Below are 17,900 nucleotides of genomic sequence, written 5' to 3' on the forward strand. Positions count from 1 at the left end.
GTGCTAAATTTAATCGTTAATTCCTACATATATTTCAATCCGATCCACATTCCCGCTCTCATCCAACACTGCAATTTGATGTTGCCCACTCTGTGGTGAGAGTGCAAAATTTTGAGTGCCCAATGTTTCATCCTTGGGTTCGCCGTTGATAAACCAGTAGCGTTTCCCTTGTCCTCCTATCGCGCTGAGATTTATACGTGGTAAAGGAGCGCTGTTACCGGTAGGAAGGTATTGGTTACCATTGATGGCACCGACAATTTTCAGTGGGGTACCCGTAGTTGCGGTTGGGGCGTTACATTCGGGCGCTGTCGGTGGGATTTGTTGGTTCCGAGTTTGGTTGGTGGGCAACCAGGACTCCAGCTCCTTTGGCCACAGGGCAAGGCTTCTCTTTGTAGCAGAGGAGTCCATACAGCTGGGTTTTACTCGCAAGCCCTGTTGGTTGGCAAAGAAGTGGTAAGTTTGTGCAGCACGTAAAGGTTCTCCTTTTGGGGGGAGGGTTCGGGGCGCCCGGTCCTTGATAAGCCAGGCATTGCGCTGTTGGTGGCAGAGTTCATCTTCGGTTAACGACTTCTGGCCTCCTAACGGCCAGCAGATTTCTGTTTGGATTATTGATTCGGGTCTTGCCAGGCGTTGCTGCTTGTTACCTGGTAGAGATGAAATCACTGCGTTTAACAATGGCGTTGCACTGATGGAGCCGTAGTAGCCCGGGAGGGGGGTGCCGTCTGGGCGACCTACCCAAATTCCTACGGTATAGCTGGGGGTTACACCGATCGCCCAAGCATCGCGGTAGCCGTAACTAGTGCCTGTTTTCCAGGCAATATCTGCTTTGCTTTGCCTTACTAGATTGCGCCAGCGGCGTGAGCCACCACTGTTGGAAGCCAGCATCTCAAATGTGATCCAGGCGGCCTCTGCAGACATCAGGTACCGCTCTCGCAGTGGAGTTTCGGGTAAATAGCGGGGTGCTGCGGATAGCCCGTCGCGCGCTAGGGCTGCATAAAGTCCGGTGAGTTGGTCCAGGCGGGTGCCAACGCCACCTAAAATCATGGCTAGATTAGGTTTGCCGCCGCTGGGAAATTGTAGTGAGAGGCCGGCATTTTCCAGTGTCGCTGCGAATCGGCCGGGGCCGTAGTACTCCAGCAATTGCACGGCTGGGACATTGAGAGAACGCTGCAAAGCGGCAGTAGCACTGACCGGGCCGGAAAAACCACGATGGAAATTCTCTGGGCGGTAATCTCCATAAATTCGCGGTGCATCACTGAGCAAGGAGGCGCTGTGGATCAGGTCTCCATCGATTGCCAGTCCATACAGAAATGGTTTGAGAGTAGAGCCGGGCGAGCGCGTGGCTCTCGCCATATCTACATAGCCATATCGACGTTTGTCACCGAAATGGGAGGCTCCCACATAGGCGCGTACAGATAAGTCGGAATTCTCCAGTACTATAACGGCGGCAGAAGTTTTCTGCGGATAGCTCTCCATATAATCGCGCAGATAGTCCTCCAGTCCACGCTGAATATTGCCGTCTATGGTGGTGTTAATCACCTCTTGATCACCGATGCTTTCTACCAGCCAGCGGGATAAATGAGGGGCATTCTGTGGAAATTCCAGACGCTCCGCATAAACGTTTTCTAGCTGCGCGCGCTCGACCTCGTTTGCGCTCCAAACGCCGTAGACCTGTAACCGGGTCAGAACTTTATCCCGAGCTTTTTGTGCTCGATTTGGGTACCTGTCCGGTCGCAAGCGACTGGGCGCTTGGGGTAATACTGCCAGAAGTGCCGCTTCGGCGTGGGTGAGATCGGCGGACGATTTACGCAGGTATAAACGGCTGGCGGCTTCCACGCCTTCAATATTGCCGCCGTAAGGTGCCAGATTGAGGTAGAGATCGAGAATTTCCTGCTTGCTGAAATGCCATTCCAATTGCAGGGCGCGCAACATTTGTTTGGTCTTACCGATTAAAGTCCTGTGATGTGGATCTAGCAGGCGCGCTACCTGCATGGTCAGGGTGGAGCCACCGGAGACCACATGTCCATTGCGAAGGTATTGGCTGGCCGCCCGAACGAGCGCAAAGGGATTGATACCTGGGTGCTGATAAAAATGGCGATCCTCATAGGTGAGTAGTGCCTCGATAAATCGTGGCGCTACTTCATCTTGCGTGATGGGGTAACGCCACACGCTGCGATTATCAGCGAAGAAACGCAGTGGCTTACCATGGCGATCAGCCACTACCCGCGCAAAACCATGTGTTTCAGGCAAAGGTGGGGGGAAAATAGTATCCAGGGCCAACAATGTGACTAAAAGAAAGAAAGGTGAGATCAGCAGCACGCGAAACATGCGGCTGCTGTTTTTCCATCGAGCTATTAGTGTGGCTAACAGTTTCAATGCTTGCCGATTACCTGTACTTGCGCCATTGGGTTCTTGCCAATGGAAAAGCGTTCAGGGTTATACATATCCTCCACAAAGGGAGGTGGTACCTGGTAGTGACCGGGAGTTACTGCTCGGGCGATATAAAAGAGGTTGGTGGGTTTCCACTCAGATTGATCCAAGGCTGCCACAAATCGATCATCGCGGAATTCCATGTGTTGTATATTGTCCTGGTCGTCCTGCCATTGGGCGATACTCTTACCGTCGAATTTAAGCTCATCCACTTTGACACTATCGGCGAGGTTCTGGTTTTCCAGCTCAAACCCTGCGGGTAGCAGGTCTACTGCGAGAAGATCGGGCAGGCGTCGGTCCGCGTCGATTTGCAGGCGCACCAGATAGAGTTCACCTTCCCGCACCTGAGTTGGTATTACACTTGAACCATTCAGATTATGGTAGCTGCGCGTGATTTTAACGCCTTTATCCATCACCTCTGTAGGTGCCTGTATGCTGTAGCCATTAATGGTAATAGCAGCGAAGAGTTTTTCTATTTGGCTGGTTACCTCAAATACCTCTGCAGCTTCACGACCACGGAAGAGAGTATTGTGCGGATTATCATCATTCACTTCCCGTAAACCATCAATGGTTTTTAAAAAAGCAGACCAATTTTCACCGCCATTAAGCTGTAACTGAACGCCGGCCATAAATATACTGCCTCGTTCCTGCGTGCTTAGGTACTCCCGTTCACGGAGCAGATTCACCATTTCAAACAGCATCTCTTCGGCTTTGTCGGTAGCCAAATTATGCTCCAGCAATAGGGAGATCATCTGTGCAGTATCGCGCAGGTTAGAGCCATAATCGCCGTAGTAACTAAGGCGCTTGCGCTCAATGGAAAGGGCTTTTTGTAAGGCCTCTTGAGACAGGGTGTTATCGCCCATGGCCTGGAGGGCAATTGCCATATGTAACTGTGGTAGAGGGGATCGGGTTAAGTCAGCACCGCTTTCGTAAAGGCTGCGCAATTGGCCGAGCGAGATTTTTTGCACACGGGATAGCACATAGGCGGCATAGGAACGGGCAGCATAAGCGTAAAAGTCAGGGTCACTACTGTAGCGCTGTTGATAAAAGCTACCGCGCTCGCGGGCATATTCCTGCAGACGCTTGAGGGTGGACTCCAGGCGTGTGTTATCGAACACAATACCTTGATCACGAGCGCGCAGAAGTAAGTCGGCCACATAAGCGGTGAGCCATTGGTTCTCTGCTGATTCCGCACTCCACAGGCCAAAACCGCCGTTGCTTTTTTGCATACTGAAGATACGTTCGATACCTGTATCAATACGTCTTGCACGCTCGATTTCGTCCAGGGGTTCGATGCCCAATTTTTGTTGCTGTAGCGGCGTTGCCATCACCAGTGGATAAACACGGCTGGAAGTTTGCTCCAAGCAGCCATAGGGATAGCGAAGCAAATTTGCTAGGTGGCCCTGAAGTTGCAATTGCGGGCGGCTATCCAGGGATACTAATGTTTGTACCGTGTCCGGCATCAGAGAATCCAGGAAAGCCTTATCCGGGCTGAAACTCTCATCCTGCTTTAGAAGACGGCGCTGGGTGTGCGTGGTGGCGGGCCAGGCTGGGCGAACACCCAGGCGCCACTGGCGTTCGATGGTGATATTCTGGCCATGTTCATCTATTGCACCATTTACTATCAGTTGGAACTCCGCTTCACCAGTGGCGTTTTTGGCAGTAATTGGAAATCGCAAAGTCTTGCGCTCGCCATCGGCCAGTTCTAACAAGCGCTCCCCCATTTTCATGTCTACTGCACCGACAGATTGCATTTCCACCGTTAGTTTTTGCCTACGGCCACTCAGATTATTGAGGTCCAGCGCCAGCTTGCTGCTATCCCCGGGAGCCATAAAGCGGGGGAGTGCTGCTTGGGTCACCAATGGAGAGGCTACTGTTAGATCTCCTTCAGTACTGCCGAACCCCTCTTTACTAAATGTCACCGCCATTAGGCGCAGGCTGCCATTGAATTCCGGCAGCTGAAGGGAAACTTTCGCTTTGCCTTGCTGATCGAATTTCACTGGCCCGGAAAATAGCGAAACGATCTGCACATCGGAGTTAGGCTCTTCTCCACCACGCGCCAGTTCAGCATCTCCACCGAAGCGTTGCTCCAACAGCTTGCCATTACCAGACTCAATAATTCGGTGATAGATATCGCGGACATCGACACCATAGCGGCGCTGGCCGAAAAAGGCTTCAAAGGGATCTGGTGTTTCGAAGCGGGTGATATTGAGTACGCCCACATCTACTGCTGCCAAGGTGGTCCAGGCTGTGCCGCCACTTTTGCCGATGGAATCCAGGTCCGTGATTACGGTGACTTCTATCTCTGAGCCGGGCAGGGCGCGTGCCGGGGCTTCCAGGCGCACAGGCAAGCGTCGAGCTTCCCGGTCCAGTGGCAAATGAGCCAGTCCGAAAGCGCGATTAGGGGCGATACGCTCATTCTTATCGGCCGGGCGCAGTGCGGTTACGGAAATATAAGTATCGTGACTGTCCCAGTCTGCTGAAATGGGAATTTCAACTTTGGTGCCCGATTTCTCTACCGATACACGCTCGGACCACAGCAATCGATCGCTCTCTACCAACACCAGCGCTTCACCGTCTGCCGGCGGCACTATAGTGAGTTGTGCTAAATCTCCAGGTGAGTATTTGGGTTTATCTAAAGATAAAGCCACGGTATCCGGGCGGGCCGCCTGGCCTTTCGCTACTTGGTCCTTACGCCACCAGTAATACCAGTCGCGCCCAGCATGGAAGCGCAGGCTGCTGGTGGCTCCGCTATTAGTATCGGTAATTTCTAAACGGTAGTGGCCATATTCCACAGGCACCGTGAGTTTCAGGGGAGTCTCTTCATTAAATTGCAGTTGGCGGCTGAAAGATTCGAACTCGGCAGTGGAGTATTCATAGTGCCAACCCTGGCTAGCGGAGTACTCCCAAAAATATTGGCGATCCTCTGAGATTAATACCGCACTGAGATTGCGGCCTGTGACCGGTTCACCTAGTGCATCGGCTACAACAATTTCGAATTCCGGTCGGCTATTGGCCGAGGGATTCTCCTTGCCAAAGTTAGGGCGAATGCCGACTACTGGATGCTCGGGCCAAACCAGAACGGGATGTTGCCGAGTTACGGGGCGGCCGCCGGACTCGAACAGGCTCGAAACCAGATTAATTTTCAGCGGGCTCTTCGCGTGATTCCAACGGGATCGCAGCGGTAATTTGCCAAGCCCTTCAGCATCCAGCTCAATGGTGGACGCATTAAACTGGCGCGCGGGCAATCGCTCAGTGGCGTCCCCAAACAAAAACCCTTCCCATTGAGGGAAGGGTTCCCGGTAGTGGCTGACTTGTACCAGAGTTTCCAAGCGGTTGTTGGCGGCCGGAGCACCGTACAGATAGCTACCTTCAACTTCCAGTTCCAAGGCTTTATCGTGCCCCTGAACCAGGCTGCGCTCTTCACCATCCTGTAATACCAGCTTCATACGTTCCGGTAGAAACTCCTCCACCTTGAATGGGTAGCGCACTTTGCGTCCATCGGCCAATTCGACTTCCAGGCGCCAGTCACCCGTCGGAGCATTTTGAGGTAGGGGAAGCAGCTTCTCGTAGTATCCCGGCGCGCTGGCGTGCCAGGTGAATGAGCGGGCACTGGTATTATCGGGTTTAATCAATTCCGCCTTGATTGGCAGGTCTTTTAAATAGCGCCCGTCGTAATTGCGTAGCAGGCCGCTAACCTGGATAGATTCTGTGGGACGGTACAAGTCCCTGGGACCATAGATAAAGAATTCCATCGGCCGGGAAGGGCGTTGGCCTAATTGAAAGTCTGACAGGTCCAGCGCCGGTTCGCGCAAGTCCAACAGAGAGAAATGGCCTGTATCCGGGTCTTTCGCAACAAAAAAGCGCTGAGAGTTTTCCTGCTCCTGGCTGAGCAGAAAACGAACATGTCCCTCTTCAGAGGTGCTGTCTTGCTGGATCAACCCACCTTTATTGTCCAATAACTCCACCTGGATGCCTTCCAGAGACTCTCCTTTATCCAGCGAGGAAACATAGAGGTCAATGCTTTCCGGGTAGTAACGGGCATGTAAACCCAAGTTGGAAATAGAAAAGTGGGTGACATCGAAAAGATTGGTGTTGTACACACCGGCCGGCTGCATGACAGCAACATAAATGCCTGGCTGATTTAATGGTTCAATATGGCCTATGGAGAGGTCGAAATCTCGCTGAACATATTTTTCTTGGGTTAGATCAAAATGTGCACTGTAGACTAACTCAGCAACATTGTTCAGTGCCCTTAACTGGTAGTAGTACTTCAGAGACTGATTGTTAACCAGACTAAGAAAGGCGGAATAGTGTTCAGGCTTCACTCTGTGAAAATGGATTTGCACCGCTTCAATGCTGACGGCAGTCACTGGCAACCCAGGTGTTACCGTAACTGGAAATATACTGCCGTTACTGGAGAAGCTGATACTGGGTTCGATACGCCGAGTGTGAACAGTTTCCTTCTTTAACTTTCGTAACTCGAATCCATCCTTACTGGGCAGGCCGGGGTGTATCGCTACACTGTAGCGTGTATTCGGCTCGATGTTGGTGAAGTAAAGGATCTTTTGGTTGTCAGATAAAACCCAGCCCCCATCGACATCTTCACCATTTTCCTGGGTGAGGGTTAGGTAGGAACCAAAATGGGCATTCCCCAGCAGTGGGTCAGAAAAAATCACCGCAATAGCTCGCGCATCTTTGTAGACCCGCTCACCTATATGGAGCACCTTAAGAGCACTTTCCGTTGAATCCGCAACCAGCGGCATCGTGTCGTTGTTGGAAGTAGCAGCCTGCGAAGGAGCTTCTTCACTGGACTTGCTTAGGGATTTGGTATCGGAAGTTGTTGATCCGGTCTCACTACTAGCCTCATTAACACTAGCCCTTGGGGTAGAGACTAATGGGGGTGTTTCTTCCTTTGAATTTTCATCACCGCTTTTGAGTGCCCCATGGGTAGATGCCTTTTTAGTAGAGGGCTCGCTCAGCTTTTCTGGCTTCTCTGGCGTGCAGGCTATAGCAACAAGACAGAGAAGAAAGACCGCAATCCAACGCGGTAAGCGGTGAGTGAACATGGATATTTCCTAGTTGGTAGAAGAAAGTGGCGGATAATTTAGTTGGTCTTGAACGTTGTCTCAAGCTTTCGTATTGCTCAATGTGAGTTAGTAAGGGTATTGAGCTTGGTAATGAGTATTAGCGAAGGTGGGATAAGGAGCAAAGGAAATATCGGCAATAGGAGAATATGGTTTGTTATTGCTAAATGAAGTCGCGCAAGTAGGGTTGCTTAGGCTCGATTAAACTGCCAACATGTCTTTGCCTAGGTAGAAATATCAAGTTATTAGGCTGACTTTCTTCTGCGTTTGAATAGTTTTATCCAAAAGATCCCCTCAAAAACAACACCCAAAGCGAGAAAAAAGGCCCCGCCAACAGGCACACCAAATACATAGCAGGCAATGGCTGCTAGTAAGAATAGTAGGGCGACGGTGATCCTCTTCAATTTGGTGCTCCTTTTTGTGTTGTGTGTGGGCACAGGCTCGAGCTTGGCACACTTCAAAGACTATACTGAATGCCAGACCGAAACCCAACATAAATAATGCTTAGGCAGAGAACTGCAGAGCAGAATGCTAAAGGTAGATAGAGTTTGTGGGAACCATGTTTGATTCTATTAACTGTGACCAATACGAATGAGCCTAAGGCCAGGAGAGTCGATAGACACAGCGCCATGAAGATGACTCGAACTTCTGTAATACCGCCATTGCCAGCAACTAAAGTCGGTTCTGGATAAATTAGGTTACTCTGCCCGACAGATACCATAGCTGAAACACTTCTGGCTAGAAACAACTCGTTACCATCTAGGCCTAGCCAGTATTCCATAGTGGCAATAAGAATTGATATTGAGCTTGCTATAAGGCAAAGACAGATTTTTGAAACAGTCATCATTTTTTATGGTATTCGCTGCTACTTTTTCTAGCACTTAGCCTGTTAAGCTTATGGGGATATTTTTTTATAAATAAGAACTTCTTAAGAAGTAGTATCTATTTGTGTGGGAAGCCCACAGGGTATTTTTAATGTCTAGTTCATTTTTTGTTAATATGTCTTTTCGTATCATGGTACTGCCAGAGAACGTTAATGATTTTCCAGTTATTTTTATCATTCTTATATAAGTGCATATAATCAATCCAATCATCGACTGTAAGCTTTACCGAGGCTACCCGGTTATCAATATCAAGTATGTTGATGTCAACCCTGGGGGACTCTGTAAATTTATCGCCTTCCTTATTGTAGTTTTCGGCCAACCAAACCATGGTTTCATAGTCTGTTTCCATGATGAATTCTGAGCCATCTTTGGATTTCCAGTAGGTTCGCTTGGCTAGTTTCGTATCTAAACCTCTTTCCATTAGGCTTGGTTCAACTTTTTGTTGTGATTCAATGTAATCGAGTACGGCTCTGCGTATTTTGATGTTGTCCTCAGCGGAATTGGCATATACATATGAATTTAAAAAAGTTAACAGGATTAAAGGTATTAATTTGTACATCATATTTCCTTGGATAACTCTTGTTGTGGGAGTTGTAGAATAACGGTTTATTGGTTAGTTGATGAGCTATCAGATTCTGCTTTGACAGATTGCTGAGTAGATGAATCATTAGAAATCATTGCGTCAATCCAGCTTGCATAATGACTTAAGCGAATGGAATAGGAAGTCTGGCCATAGGTGCCAGGGCGGAAGGTTCGTATATCAACGTTTTCCGCGTGCTTCCAGGATGTGAGTCCTGCGAGTAACCACTGGCCATCAATTTCAATTAGTACTGGGCCGCCACTGTCGCCATTTGTAGACATACCTTCAAGTGGCAACGCATTCGGGGCTTGATCAAAGTCATAGCCAAGCCAACGATTTTGAGTTGATGAGATTATGTTAAATGCTCTGCGGAGTTCTGTTCGATTGGGGCCTTTGGGGTCATGGCCGAGGTCAGCTGTACCCGTTGCTCCTTTTCCGATCAGTTTTACTATTTTTCCTTGCTCATCACTTTCACGGTAAATTCCTACCGGATTAACACCAATCATAGGCTGAGAGAGTTTAATTAAGGCAATATCATCGGATGTGGCCAATAATGCTTCAATTTCACTGGCATCTCCCGTTTCTAGTGCCTCATCAATCATCCTTTGAGGTATCTTCTTGTAGCCGGGGTGTATCACCAGCTTATCGATCCTTCTGGAAGTGCCTTTAATGGTGACCTCTTCAATACAGTGTTGCCAAGTAACGGCATGCGCAGCTGTCGCAATCCACTCTGGGGAGATAAGTACACCGTGTCCTTCTTCCGGTAAATCTACAAGTGCGGGGAGTTCAGAGGCATCGATACGGTATCTTGAGTCACTCACATCATCGCGAATGGTTATTGCTATTACCACAGGTGTTAATACTAATTGGAAGGAAAGAAAAAGATATTTAATTGTGCGTATCATGAGCGATCTTTCTGTAAGTTATTGGTTATATAGATCATTGATGTCTGAAAAAAATAGATCTGACGTAGAGGCCTTGGCCTAGTTGCCACTAGTGAATCCTATCGCCAGATATTGGGCTGTAAATTAGAGGCTCCATTGAATTTAATTTCGGAACCTCGTATCCCTGAATTGAAGCTAACTAGCAGTAAAAGCTATATTTTACGGAATCTTTCAAAATAGGCACTAATTGTTGGTTAGGGGATATCACTTCCTTAGTTTGACGGCAGTCCCAAAGACCATCATTTCACAAGACCCTTCCATAATGGCACTTGTTGAAAATCGGATACCTACTACGGCATCGGCTCCTTTCTGCTGGGCACTATCAATCAACCGTTGAAGGGCCTTATTTCTGGCTTCGGATAGCATTTCTGTATAGCCTCTTATCTCACCGCCAACGATACTCTTTAAGCCCGCCATAACATCACGACCAATATGCTTGGATTGAACAACGTTACCGGTAACCACTCCGAGTATCTCTTTAATTTCATATCCTGGTACGGTTTCAGTGGTTGAGTAGATCATGATACATTTCTTAATGTTGCTTGGTATGGTTCTTACTATGATTGCATGGGACATGCCTTGAAAAGAAGAAAGTATTACATTTTGATGAAACTAAAAATACGCCTTATTATTGGGGATGCTTGGAATTAGACTGGGATTTTGACACCCAGCTTCTTGCCATCATGATCGCAATAGAGAACTATCTAGGATATTCAAGAAAGCATTAAATGCTCTTTTTTCTCCGCCTCTACGAAATTTAAGTACGCACTTACCACATGATCAGGCGCCTCCCAATGCGGATAGTGCCCAATCTTTCCCAGCTCAATAATGTCTGCTGCCCGATCTATCAATTGACGAAATCGATCCACCATATGCTTCCCTGAAACTGGGTCCAATGAGCCATTGATTAGCAGTAGGGGGCCAGGGTATAGGTTTAGCGCGTCGATCCAACGCTGACGATGTTTGCGCCTGTCGTACATGTAGGTGATCAGTTTATAGAGGAGCCGGTTGCCATTCTTATATTGGAGAATTTGCCACAAGTCTCGCAATTCTCTGTCGGAGGGTTTTGTCTCTGGTCCGAAAATGGCACTGAAGCTGCGGCAAAACTGCTGGTAGCGCATGAGTTTATTGATTAGAGAGCCAATAGGAGAAAGCAGGAGTTTCTGCACGAGGCGAGCTTGATGAGTTTCTGGGAATAGACCGCCATTCAGCAGGCATACCGAGATATACCCTGTAGTGCCGCCGTTGTTGGCTCTGGCGAGTAACTCCTGTGCTACGGAATCCCCATAGTCATGCGCCAACAGGTGGACCTTGTTGATGTTTAAATGTTGCAGAAGAGCTTCATGTAAATCAGCTTGCTGGTGGATACTGTAGTTATGTTGTTTGGGTTTGTCTGAATAGCCAAAGCCCAGCATATCCATAGCAATACAGCGATAGTGCTCTGTCAGTTGGGTCCATACCTTTTGCCAGTCATAACTACTGGTTGGAAAACCGTGAATCAAAAGCAGTACTGGTTTATGTCGACAGCTTGGGTTGCTATCGACATAGAAGAGTTGGTGGTTTTGATAATCAAATATCTTTCCATTTGATAACCATTGCTGAGGTTGCATTGGCTGCTCCATTTCTTATTGTTGTACTTGCTGTAAAGATTGCACGATGAGCGCGCAACCTCAAGCAGCGGCTATCAGATGGAAAGTATTTATCTTGTTCCTTGCAATGCGTAAATCGCGGGCTTGTTGATTATTTTCCATACAGAAAGCAGGGTAACCGAAGCGGTCAGGCCGATAATAAGCAGTGGTGGCAGCAGCCAGCCCCAGAGGCTGGTTTCAATGCTGAACTCGCTTTGCTCAAGCCAAAGTGCCAGTGGGACCACTACCAAAGTCGCTACAGCGATACCGATAACTACGGGAATCAGGCTATCGATCAGGGTGTGATAGAAAATCGTCGCTGGGCGGGCGCCGATTGCCATGCGCACGCCAAGCTCAGTGCGCCGCAGTTGTACACTGTAACTGAGCACTCCAAAGATACCGATGGCAGCGAGGCTGAGTGCCAGTAATGTTAGGGCGGTGGTTACCCAAACTGAGACTCGGTCATTGCTTAGGAGTAGGTCTCGCGCCTGCTCCAGGGAGAATAGCTCGGAAACTTTGTACTGCCTGTTTACTTGGGCAAATTCCCAATTGATTTCTGTGGTGCTGAGTGGTTGGTGAGGCTTATGTCTGAGTACCAGTAGGGGATAGCTCACGTTGATACCGCGCACAAATAAGCGGGCGGGTTCCATTTTGCCAGGCAGGCTTGCGTTGCGCACTACACCTACCACTTGGTAGGGCAAGTCACCTCGCCAGTAGTAGCGATTGCCTAACACTTCTCCATCCGGTTCCAGTTGCTGGGCCAGGGTTTCGTTGACGAGCATCATGCGATTGTTATCGGAAAACTCAGCCGCATTGATATGGCGGCCAGCTACCAGTGGCATACGCAAAATGGAAAGGTAGTTTTCGTCGACTACTGTGGTCTTGGCCATCATCGGGTTTTGTCGGCTGGCATCATGACTCAGGGAGGTGGTCCAGAGTGGCCGGCTGATAGAGATAGGAGTGTTTAAGCTCAGGCTGGCATTTTGTACTTTAGGGTGCTCCAGCAATCTCTGCCTGATGGCCTTTAGGTAACTCTCCCGTTCGGTAGTGGGGGCGCTCCTAAGATTGCCGATATTCAGAGTCATCACTTGAACGTTGTCCAAGGGGAAGCCAAAGGGCTGGTTAATCAGTCGGTTAGCTTGCAGGAAAATCTGCAAGCTGGCGACGATAAGCAAACTGGTCATCGCCACTTGGCTGCTGATGAGGACTTTGCGGATCAGTGGTGAAATTTGTACACCGGAGCCTTTGCCGCTGCTCTGCAGCATTTGATTCAGTGCGCGGTAATTAACCTGGCGACTGACTATGGCTGAGAAGAATAGGGCGAGAAGTAAGGCACACAACAGTGCAAAAACCAGTGTCTGCCAGTTTAAGGTGAGCTCTTGAATGCGAGGAATTTGTTCCGTAGCCATCACCCTTAGTACTTCCGTCGATCCCAGGGCTAAAAGTAGAGAAAGTAATGCAGCCCCTAACATTAGTAGGCCGATTTCACATAGCAGGGCCAAAAAGATATGTTTTTTGTGTGCGCCCAATGCGACCTGTATCGCCATATTGCGTTGTTGTTTGGCTGCACGAGAAAGAATCAGGTTGGTAACATTGGCACAGGCAATTAACAGAAGTACCAGTGTACCGCCCATAACCATTAGGGTTCGCGTGGCGCTGTCGCCAAGTACTTTATTGGCGAAGGGAGTGAGTCGGTATTCAACGGACCTTTCTACCGAAGAGGATCTTCCCGCTAGGGCCGCTTGATACTGGGCATCCATTAATGTGCTCAATTCATGCCCCGCACTGGCGGGGTCAATGCCCGGCTTCAGCTTTCCTGTGAGCATGCGGAAAGGCAGGAAGCCTCTCCAATTATTTCTGCGCTCTACTTGTGTATCGTTAAAATCCCAGGGCAGCCAGACCGCCGTTTGCCGGCCCTGCTTATAGATTTGGGGTTCAATGAAGTCTTTGGCAGTGACGCCGACAATGCGAAAGTCCACCTCCCCAAATTGCAGGCTTTGCTCCAAGACATTTGGGTTGCGCCGGAACATCTGCTCCCAGGTTTGATAGCTGATAACCGCCACAGGGACTCGGCTGTCGAGCCCTTCATCGGCATTGAATTGTCTGCCCAGGGCCAAGGGTGCTCCAGCCAGCTGGAGATATTCTGGAGAGACATAGGAAACGTTAACCCGTGGTGATCCGGATAAATTGCGAACCACATCTTCCCAGAAGTACACCAGGGCGCTGGACTCGAAGAAACTGTCGTTTTTATAGATTTTAACCAGGGCGGGGTATTGGCTGTTGTTTTCCAGCCGCAGCTGCTTGTTTTGGTAGAGATTACCATTCACGACATACAGCCGATCTTCGTCCGGGTAGGGTAGGGGTGCGGCTAACAGTTGGTAGTTGAGATTAAATAGCGTTACCAGGGCGCCGAGGGTGATACCCAGGGTTAAAATAATAGTGGTGGCGTAGCCCCGCGCCCGATTGAGGGACTGGAAGGCAATGGACAGGTCCTTTGTGGTGATCATAGGGCCATCTCATGGGGCTCTTTTATTGGCTGCGGCGTTGAGATTTTTCCATCCAGCAGATGCAATTGGCGGCTGGCCATGTCTGCATAACGAGGGTCATGGGTCACCATGCACAGGGTGGTCCCTTCATTGTTGAGCTGCTGCAGCATTTCCATTACTGCATCGCCATTGTGGGAATCCAGGTTGCCGGTGGGCTCGTCCACCAGCAGTAGGGATGGATTGCCAACTAGCGCCCGGGCTATGGCGATTCGCTGCTGTTGGCCACCGGATAACTGATTAGGTTTGTGAGAGGCCCGGTGACTCATCCCCACCTTCTCCAGGCAGTGTTTCACTTTTTTGTCGGCTTCAGACTTGGGAATGGGATTGCGTCGGTATCGCAGGGGCAGGGCGATATTGTCGTACACAGAGAGTTCGTCAATCAGGTTAAAGGACTGGAAGATAAAGCCTACTTTCTCGTTACGAATTGTCGCCGCCTCACTTAGCGTCAATTGAGCGACTTCAGTGCCTTCAATCTCATAGCTGCCGCTGGTGGGGAGGTCCAGCAGGCCGAGAATCGAGAGAAGTGTGGATTTACCGCAACCCGAGGGGCCGCAGATAGAAACAAATTCCCCCGAGTAAATACTCAGGTCAACGCCCCGCAGGGCGTGAGTTTCCATTTCTTCGGTGCTGAACACCTTAGTGATCCCGGCCATATGAAGGATTGGCTTGGACATTGCGAACTCCCTGTTCTCGCTTTGGGTTTCAGGCTTTAGTCAATAATCTGGATATGCTCAGCTTCATTAAAATTGGCCATATCCGAGAGGATGATACGGTCCGCTTCATTGAGGCCTTGGGTGATCTGGATATATCGACCTGACTCCTCGCCGAAGCTGATGGGCTGGAGTGCCGCTTCCTCCCCGTTTTCATTAATCAGGAAGAGATTGGCCTCACTGTGCCTCTGCACATTGATAGGCCTCTCGACGAACAGCGTATCTTCCATCGTGGCAGTGAAGATCCGGGCATCGACGTTGAGCTGTGGCCTGGCAGACTCTGGCGTGCCCGCGCTAAAAGCAATTTCCACTTCAATATTGCCGTCCCGAACTTCAGGAGTAATACGGGTTACCATACCTTCAACTTTTTCCCTGCGGGTATCAATTTCAGCGGGCTGGCCAACCTCCAGTTGCTCTGATTTGGATTGTGGGACTTGAACCAGGGCGAGTAGATCTGTCTCGCTGCCGATCAGCGCCAGCTCCTGGCCGGGGGCGACACCTTGCCCCAGCTCTACTGGCAGTCGTTGTAGTATGCCGTCCAGGCCGGCGCGTACGGTCAGTCGGTCTGCACGTTGCTGGATACTCTGCAGTTGGGTCTGGGCTTGGTTGATTTGCTCGCGCTGGATTAACTCTGATTCGACAGCGACTTTGCGCAGGTGGTTGATACGCTGTTTTTGCAGGTCCACACGTTTTTTCATCTGTTCCTGGCGTAAGACGGTGGTTTGGTAGGTGAGCTGGGAAACCACTCCACTTTTTACCAGCTCGTCCTCAGCTTCGCGACGCAACTTGATCACTTGGTAATTGGAGTTCAGTTCCGCGAGTATGGCTTCCTCCGCGAGAACATCGCGCTGGTTGTTCAGAACAAGCCGACGCAGATTAGCTTCCTCTTGTTCCAGGGAGGTTTCGGCTGCATCCAGGTCGCGCATTAACTCTGGATTACTCAGCTGCATAATGATGCTATCACTTTGTACTTCTGCACCGGGACGCAACATGATTTTTTCAACATTCGCTGCGGTTAGGGCGGTAATTAAAGTCTGCTTGTCTGAACGCAGCCTACCGTAGCCATCTACCACAACTTGCAGGTCTCCCCGTTGGACGGTACCCAACATCAGCTGTTCCCGCTCAACTTTGTAGGCGCTGTCAGGAAGTAACAGGAGGGTGCTGGTAAATGCCACAAAAGCTAGAGCAGCGCCACCCAGCATTAAAGGGTGCTTAATCAGGGGGCGTTTCTTAGGTTTAATAATATCCATATTGCGGCATTTCCTTGGTTAAGCAATCGTTACACGCTTTTCTGCTGTGAAACCTTGATGCGGAGGCGAGTTAGAGGTGGAAAATCATAACTATTTAAAACGGGTGTATTCCTGTTGGAACTCCGAGGGAGGGCGGGTTCTTATCTTGTAATTAGTACTGTCGAGCATATTTTTGTGATCAAAACTCAGGGCTGTATAAGGGTTTTAGGTGAGGCAGAAAATGCAGGAAAATTGGCACAAGAACCAGTTGCTTGCGGTGAATGGTGGGGAAATACAGGACGGTTTGAATATTGTGAGGAGGGCAGTCACTTGAGAAGTTTAACGATGACCCAATGAATTTTGAGGATCGATTCACAAGTAAAATTGTGGAGATGTAGTGGGAATAAAGGTGTCGTGGCTTAGTGAATCCGGTAGATTTTCTAAACCACTACACCTTTAACAAAATATGTTTGCAAAACGAGAGGCTAGATAAGCCTTAGTGCAAATTACAAACCCAGGGTTATCCCAGAGCTTTGACTAATAGCGCCTGTTGAAGCTGATCGTCATCGACTCCTTCTGGTCGAGGTATCTGCACGATATGCCCGGATCCCGGCGCTACATCGATCGCTTTGCCTTCCGTATTCTCCATTTGTTCCAAGGGGAAGAACAAGCTACCGCTGGGAGTCATTAACTCCAATTGATCACCGCGTTCAAAGCGATTTTTAACATCAATCGTCAAATACTCAGGACTTCCGTCAATAAGCTCGCCTACGAACTGTTGGCCCGGAGTTGATATCAACCCCTTTTCATATTGCTGGTATTCTGCTGGTGGATGGCGACGGTAGAAACCTTCCGTGTAGCCCCGGTTTGAGAGGGTTTCCAATTCGTCCATCATCTTCATGTCAAAGTCTTTTCCTGCTGCAGCATCGTCTATCGCGCGACGATAGATCTGAGCAGTACGAGCCACATAGTAGTGGGATTTGGTGCGACCTTCGATTTTTAAAGAGTGAACCCCCATTTCCGTGAGGCGCTTGACATGCTGTACGGCCCGTAAATCTTTGGAGTTCATGATGTAGGTACCGTGCTCATCTTCGTAGGCCGGCATATATTCGCCAGGGCGACCTTCTTCCTGTAGTAAAAAGGCCTGGGAAGTATTGTCACTGGCGGAGGTGGGTTGCTGGATGGGTTTTTGGATAGATTCCTGGTTTTGCACATGAATCAATTCGCCAACTTCATTCTCTTTGGCTTCATGAGCTTGGTATTGCCAGCGGCAGGAGTTGGTGCAGGCGCCCTGGTTGGCATCTCTATGGGTCATATAACCGGATAGCAAGCAGCGCCCGGAATAGGCGATACAGAGTGCACCGTGGACAAAGACTTCCAGCTCCATCTCAGGCACTTTCTGGCGAATTTCCTCAATCTCATCCAGGGACAGTTCTCGGGAAAGTATCACCCGAGATAACCCCTGGCGATGCCAGAACTTTACGGTCGCGTAGTTTACCGCATTGGCCTGTACGGATAGGTGGACTGGCAGATCAGGCCAACGCTCCCTTACCATCATTATCAGGCCTGGGTCGGACATAATCAGGGCGTCAGGTCCCATTTCAACAATTTCTTCCAGGTCCCGCAGGTAACTGCGAACTTTATCGTTGTGGGCGGCGATATTGGAAGCGATATAGAACTGTTTTCCTTGCTGGTGTGCTTCTTCTATACCTAGGCGCAGGGTTTCAATATTTTTAAATTCATTATTGCGCACACGCAAGCTGTAGCGGGGCTGGCCTGCATAAACGGCATCGGCACCATAGGCAAACGCATATCGCATATTTTTTAAAGTCCCTGCGGGGGACAGTAACTCAGGTTTGAAC

Annotated in this window: 10 protein-coding genes; all 10 read right to left on the reverse strand. The window is 49.5% G+C overall.

The features are described from left to right. Positions 1–9: 9 nt before the first annotated feature. A complete protein-coding gene (gene pbpC, locus ACJJIJ_RS06760; RefSeq protein ID WP_444939017.1) occupies positions 10–2,328 on the reverse strand; it encodes a penicillin-binding protein 1C in 2,319 nt (772 codons plus the stop codon). A gap of 44 nt (positions 2,329–2,372) precedes the next feature. Then, the gene (locus ACJJIJ_RS06765) at positions 2,373–7,499 is read right to left on the reverse strand and encodes an alpha-2-macroglobulin family protein (protein WP_444939018.1); all 5,127 of its coding nucleotides are present in this window, start codon (positions 7,497–7,499) and stop codon (positions 2,373–2,375) included. 1,002 nt (positions 7,500–8,501) lie between these two features. Continuing rightward, positions 8,502–8,963 (reverse strand): nuclear transport factor 2 family protein, encoded by a 462-nt coding sequence (locus ACJJIJ_RS06770; protein ID WP_444939019.1) that lies wholly within the window; start codon positions 8,961–8,963, stop codon positions 8,502–8,504. 44 nt (positions 8,964–9,007) lie between these two features. After that, positions 9,008–9,886 (reverse strand): S1 family peptidase, encoded by an 879-nt coding sequence (locus ACJJIJ_RS06775; RefSeq protein ID WP_444939020.1) that lies wholly within the window; start codon positions 9,884–9,886, stop codon positions 9,008–9,010. A gap of 243 nt (positions 9,887–10,129) precedes the next feature. Then, entirely contained in the window at positions 10,130–10,447 is a 318-nt protein-coding gene (locus tag ACJJIJ_RS06780; RefSeq protein WP_252085798.1) for a heavy metal-binding domain-containing protein, read from the reverse strand. A gap of 191 nt (positions 10,448–10,638) precedes the next feature. Next, complete coding sequence (locus ACJJIJ_RS06785) at positions 10,639–11,535, reverse strand: alpha/beta fold hydrolase (RefSeq protein ID WP_444939021.1); 897 nt, start codon at positions 11,533–11,535, stop codon at positions 10,639–10,641. A gap of 89 nt (positions 11,536–11,624) precedes the next feature. Then, a complete protein-coding gene (locus ACJJIJ_RS06790) occupies positions 11,625–14,060 on the reverse strand; it encodes an ABC transporter permease (RefSeq protein WP_444939022.1) in 2,436 nt (811 codons plus the stop codon). Then, positions 14,057–14,773, reverse strand: coding sequence for an ABC transporter ATP-binding protein (locus ACJJIJ_RS06795; protein ID WP_444939023.1), 717 nt, complete (start codon positions 14,771–14,773; stop codon positions 14,057–14,059). Before ACJJIJ_RS06795 ends, ACJJIJ_RS06790 begins: the two co-directional genes overlap by 4 nt. A gap of 35 nt (positions 14,774–14,808) precedes the next feature. Next, entirely contained in the window at positions 14,809–16,059 is a 1,251-nt protein-coding gene (locus ACJJIJ_RS06800; RefSeq protein WP_444939024.1) for an efflux RND transporter periplasmic adaptor subunit, read from the reverse strand. Positions 16,060–16,558: 499 nt separating this feature from the next. Continuing rightward, a complete protein-coding gene (gene trhP, locus ACJJIJ_RS06805; RefSeq protein ID WP_444939025.1) occupies positions 16,559–17,857 on the reverse strand; it encodes a prephenate-dependent tRNA uridine(34) hydroxylase TrhP in 1,299 nt (432 codons plus the stop codon). Positions 17,858–17,900: the final 43 nt, after the last annotated feature.

Source organism: Microbulbifer mixtoriginis (SeqCode) (assembly GCF_052467945.1).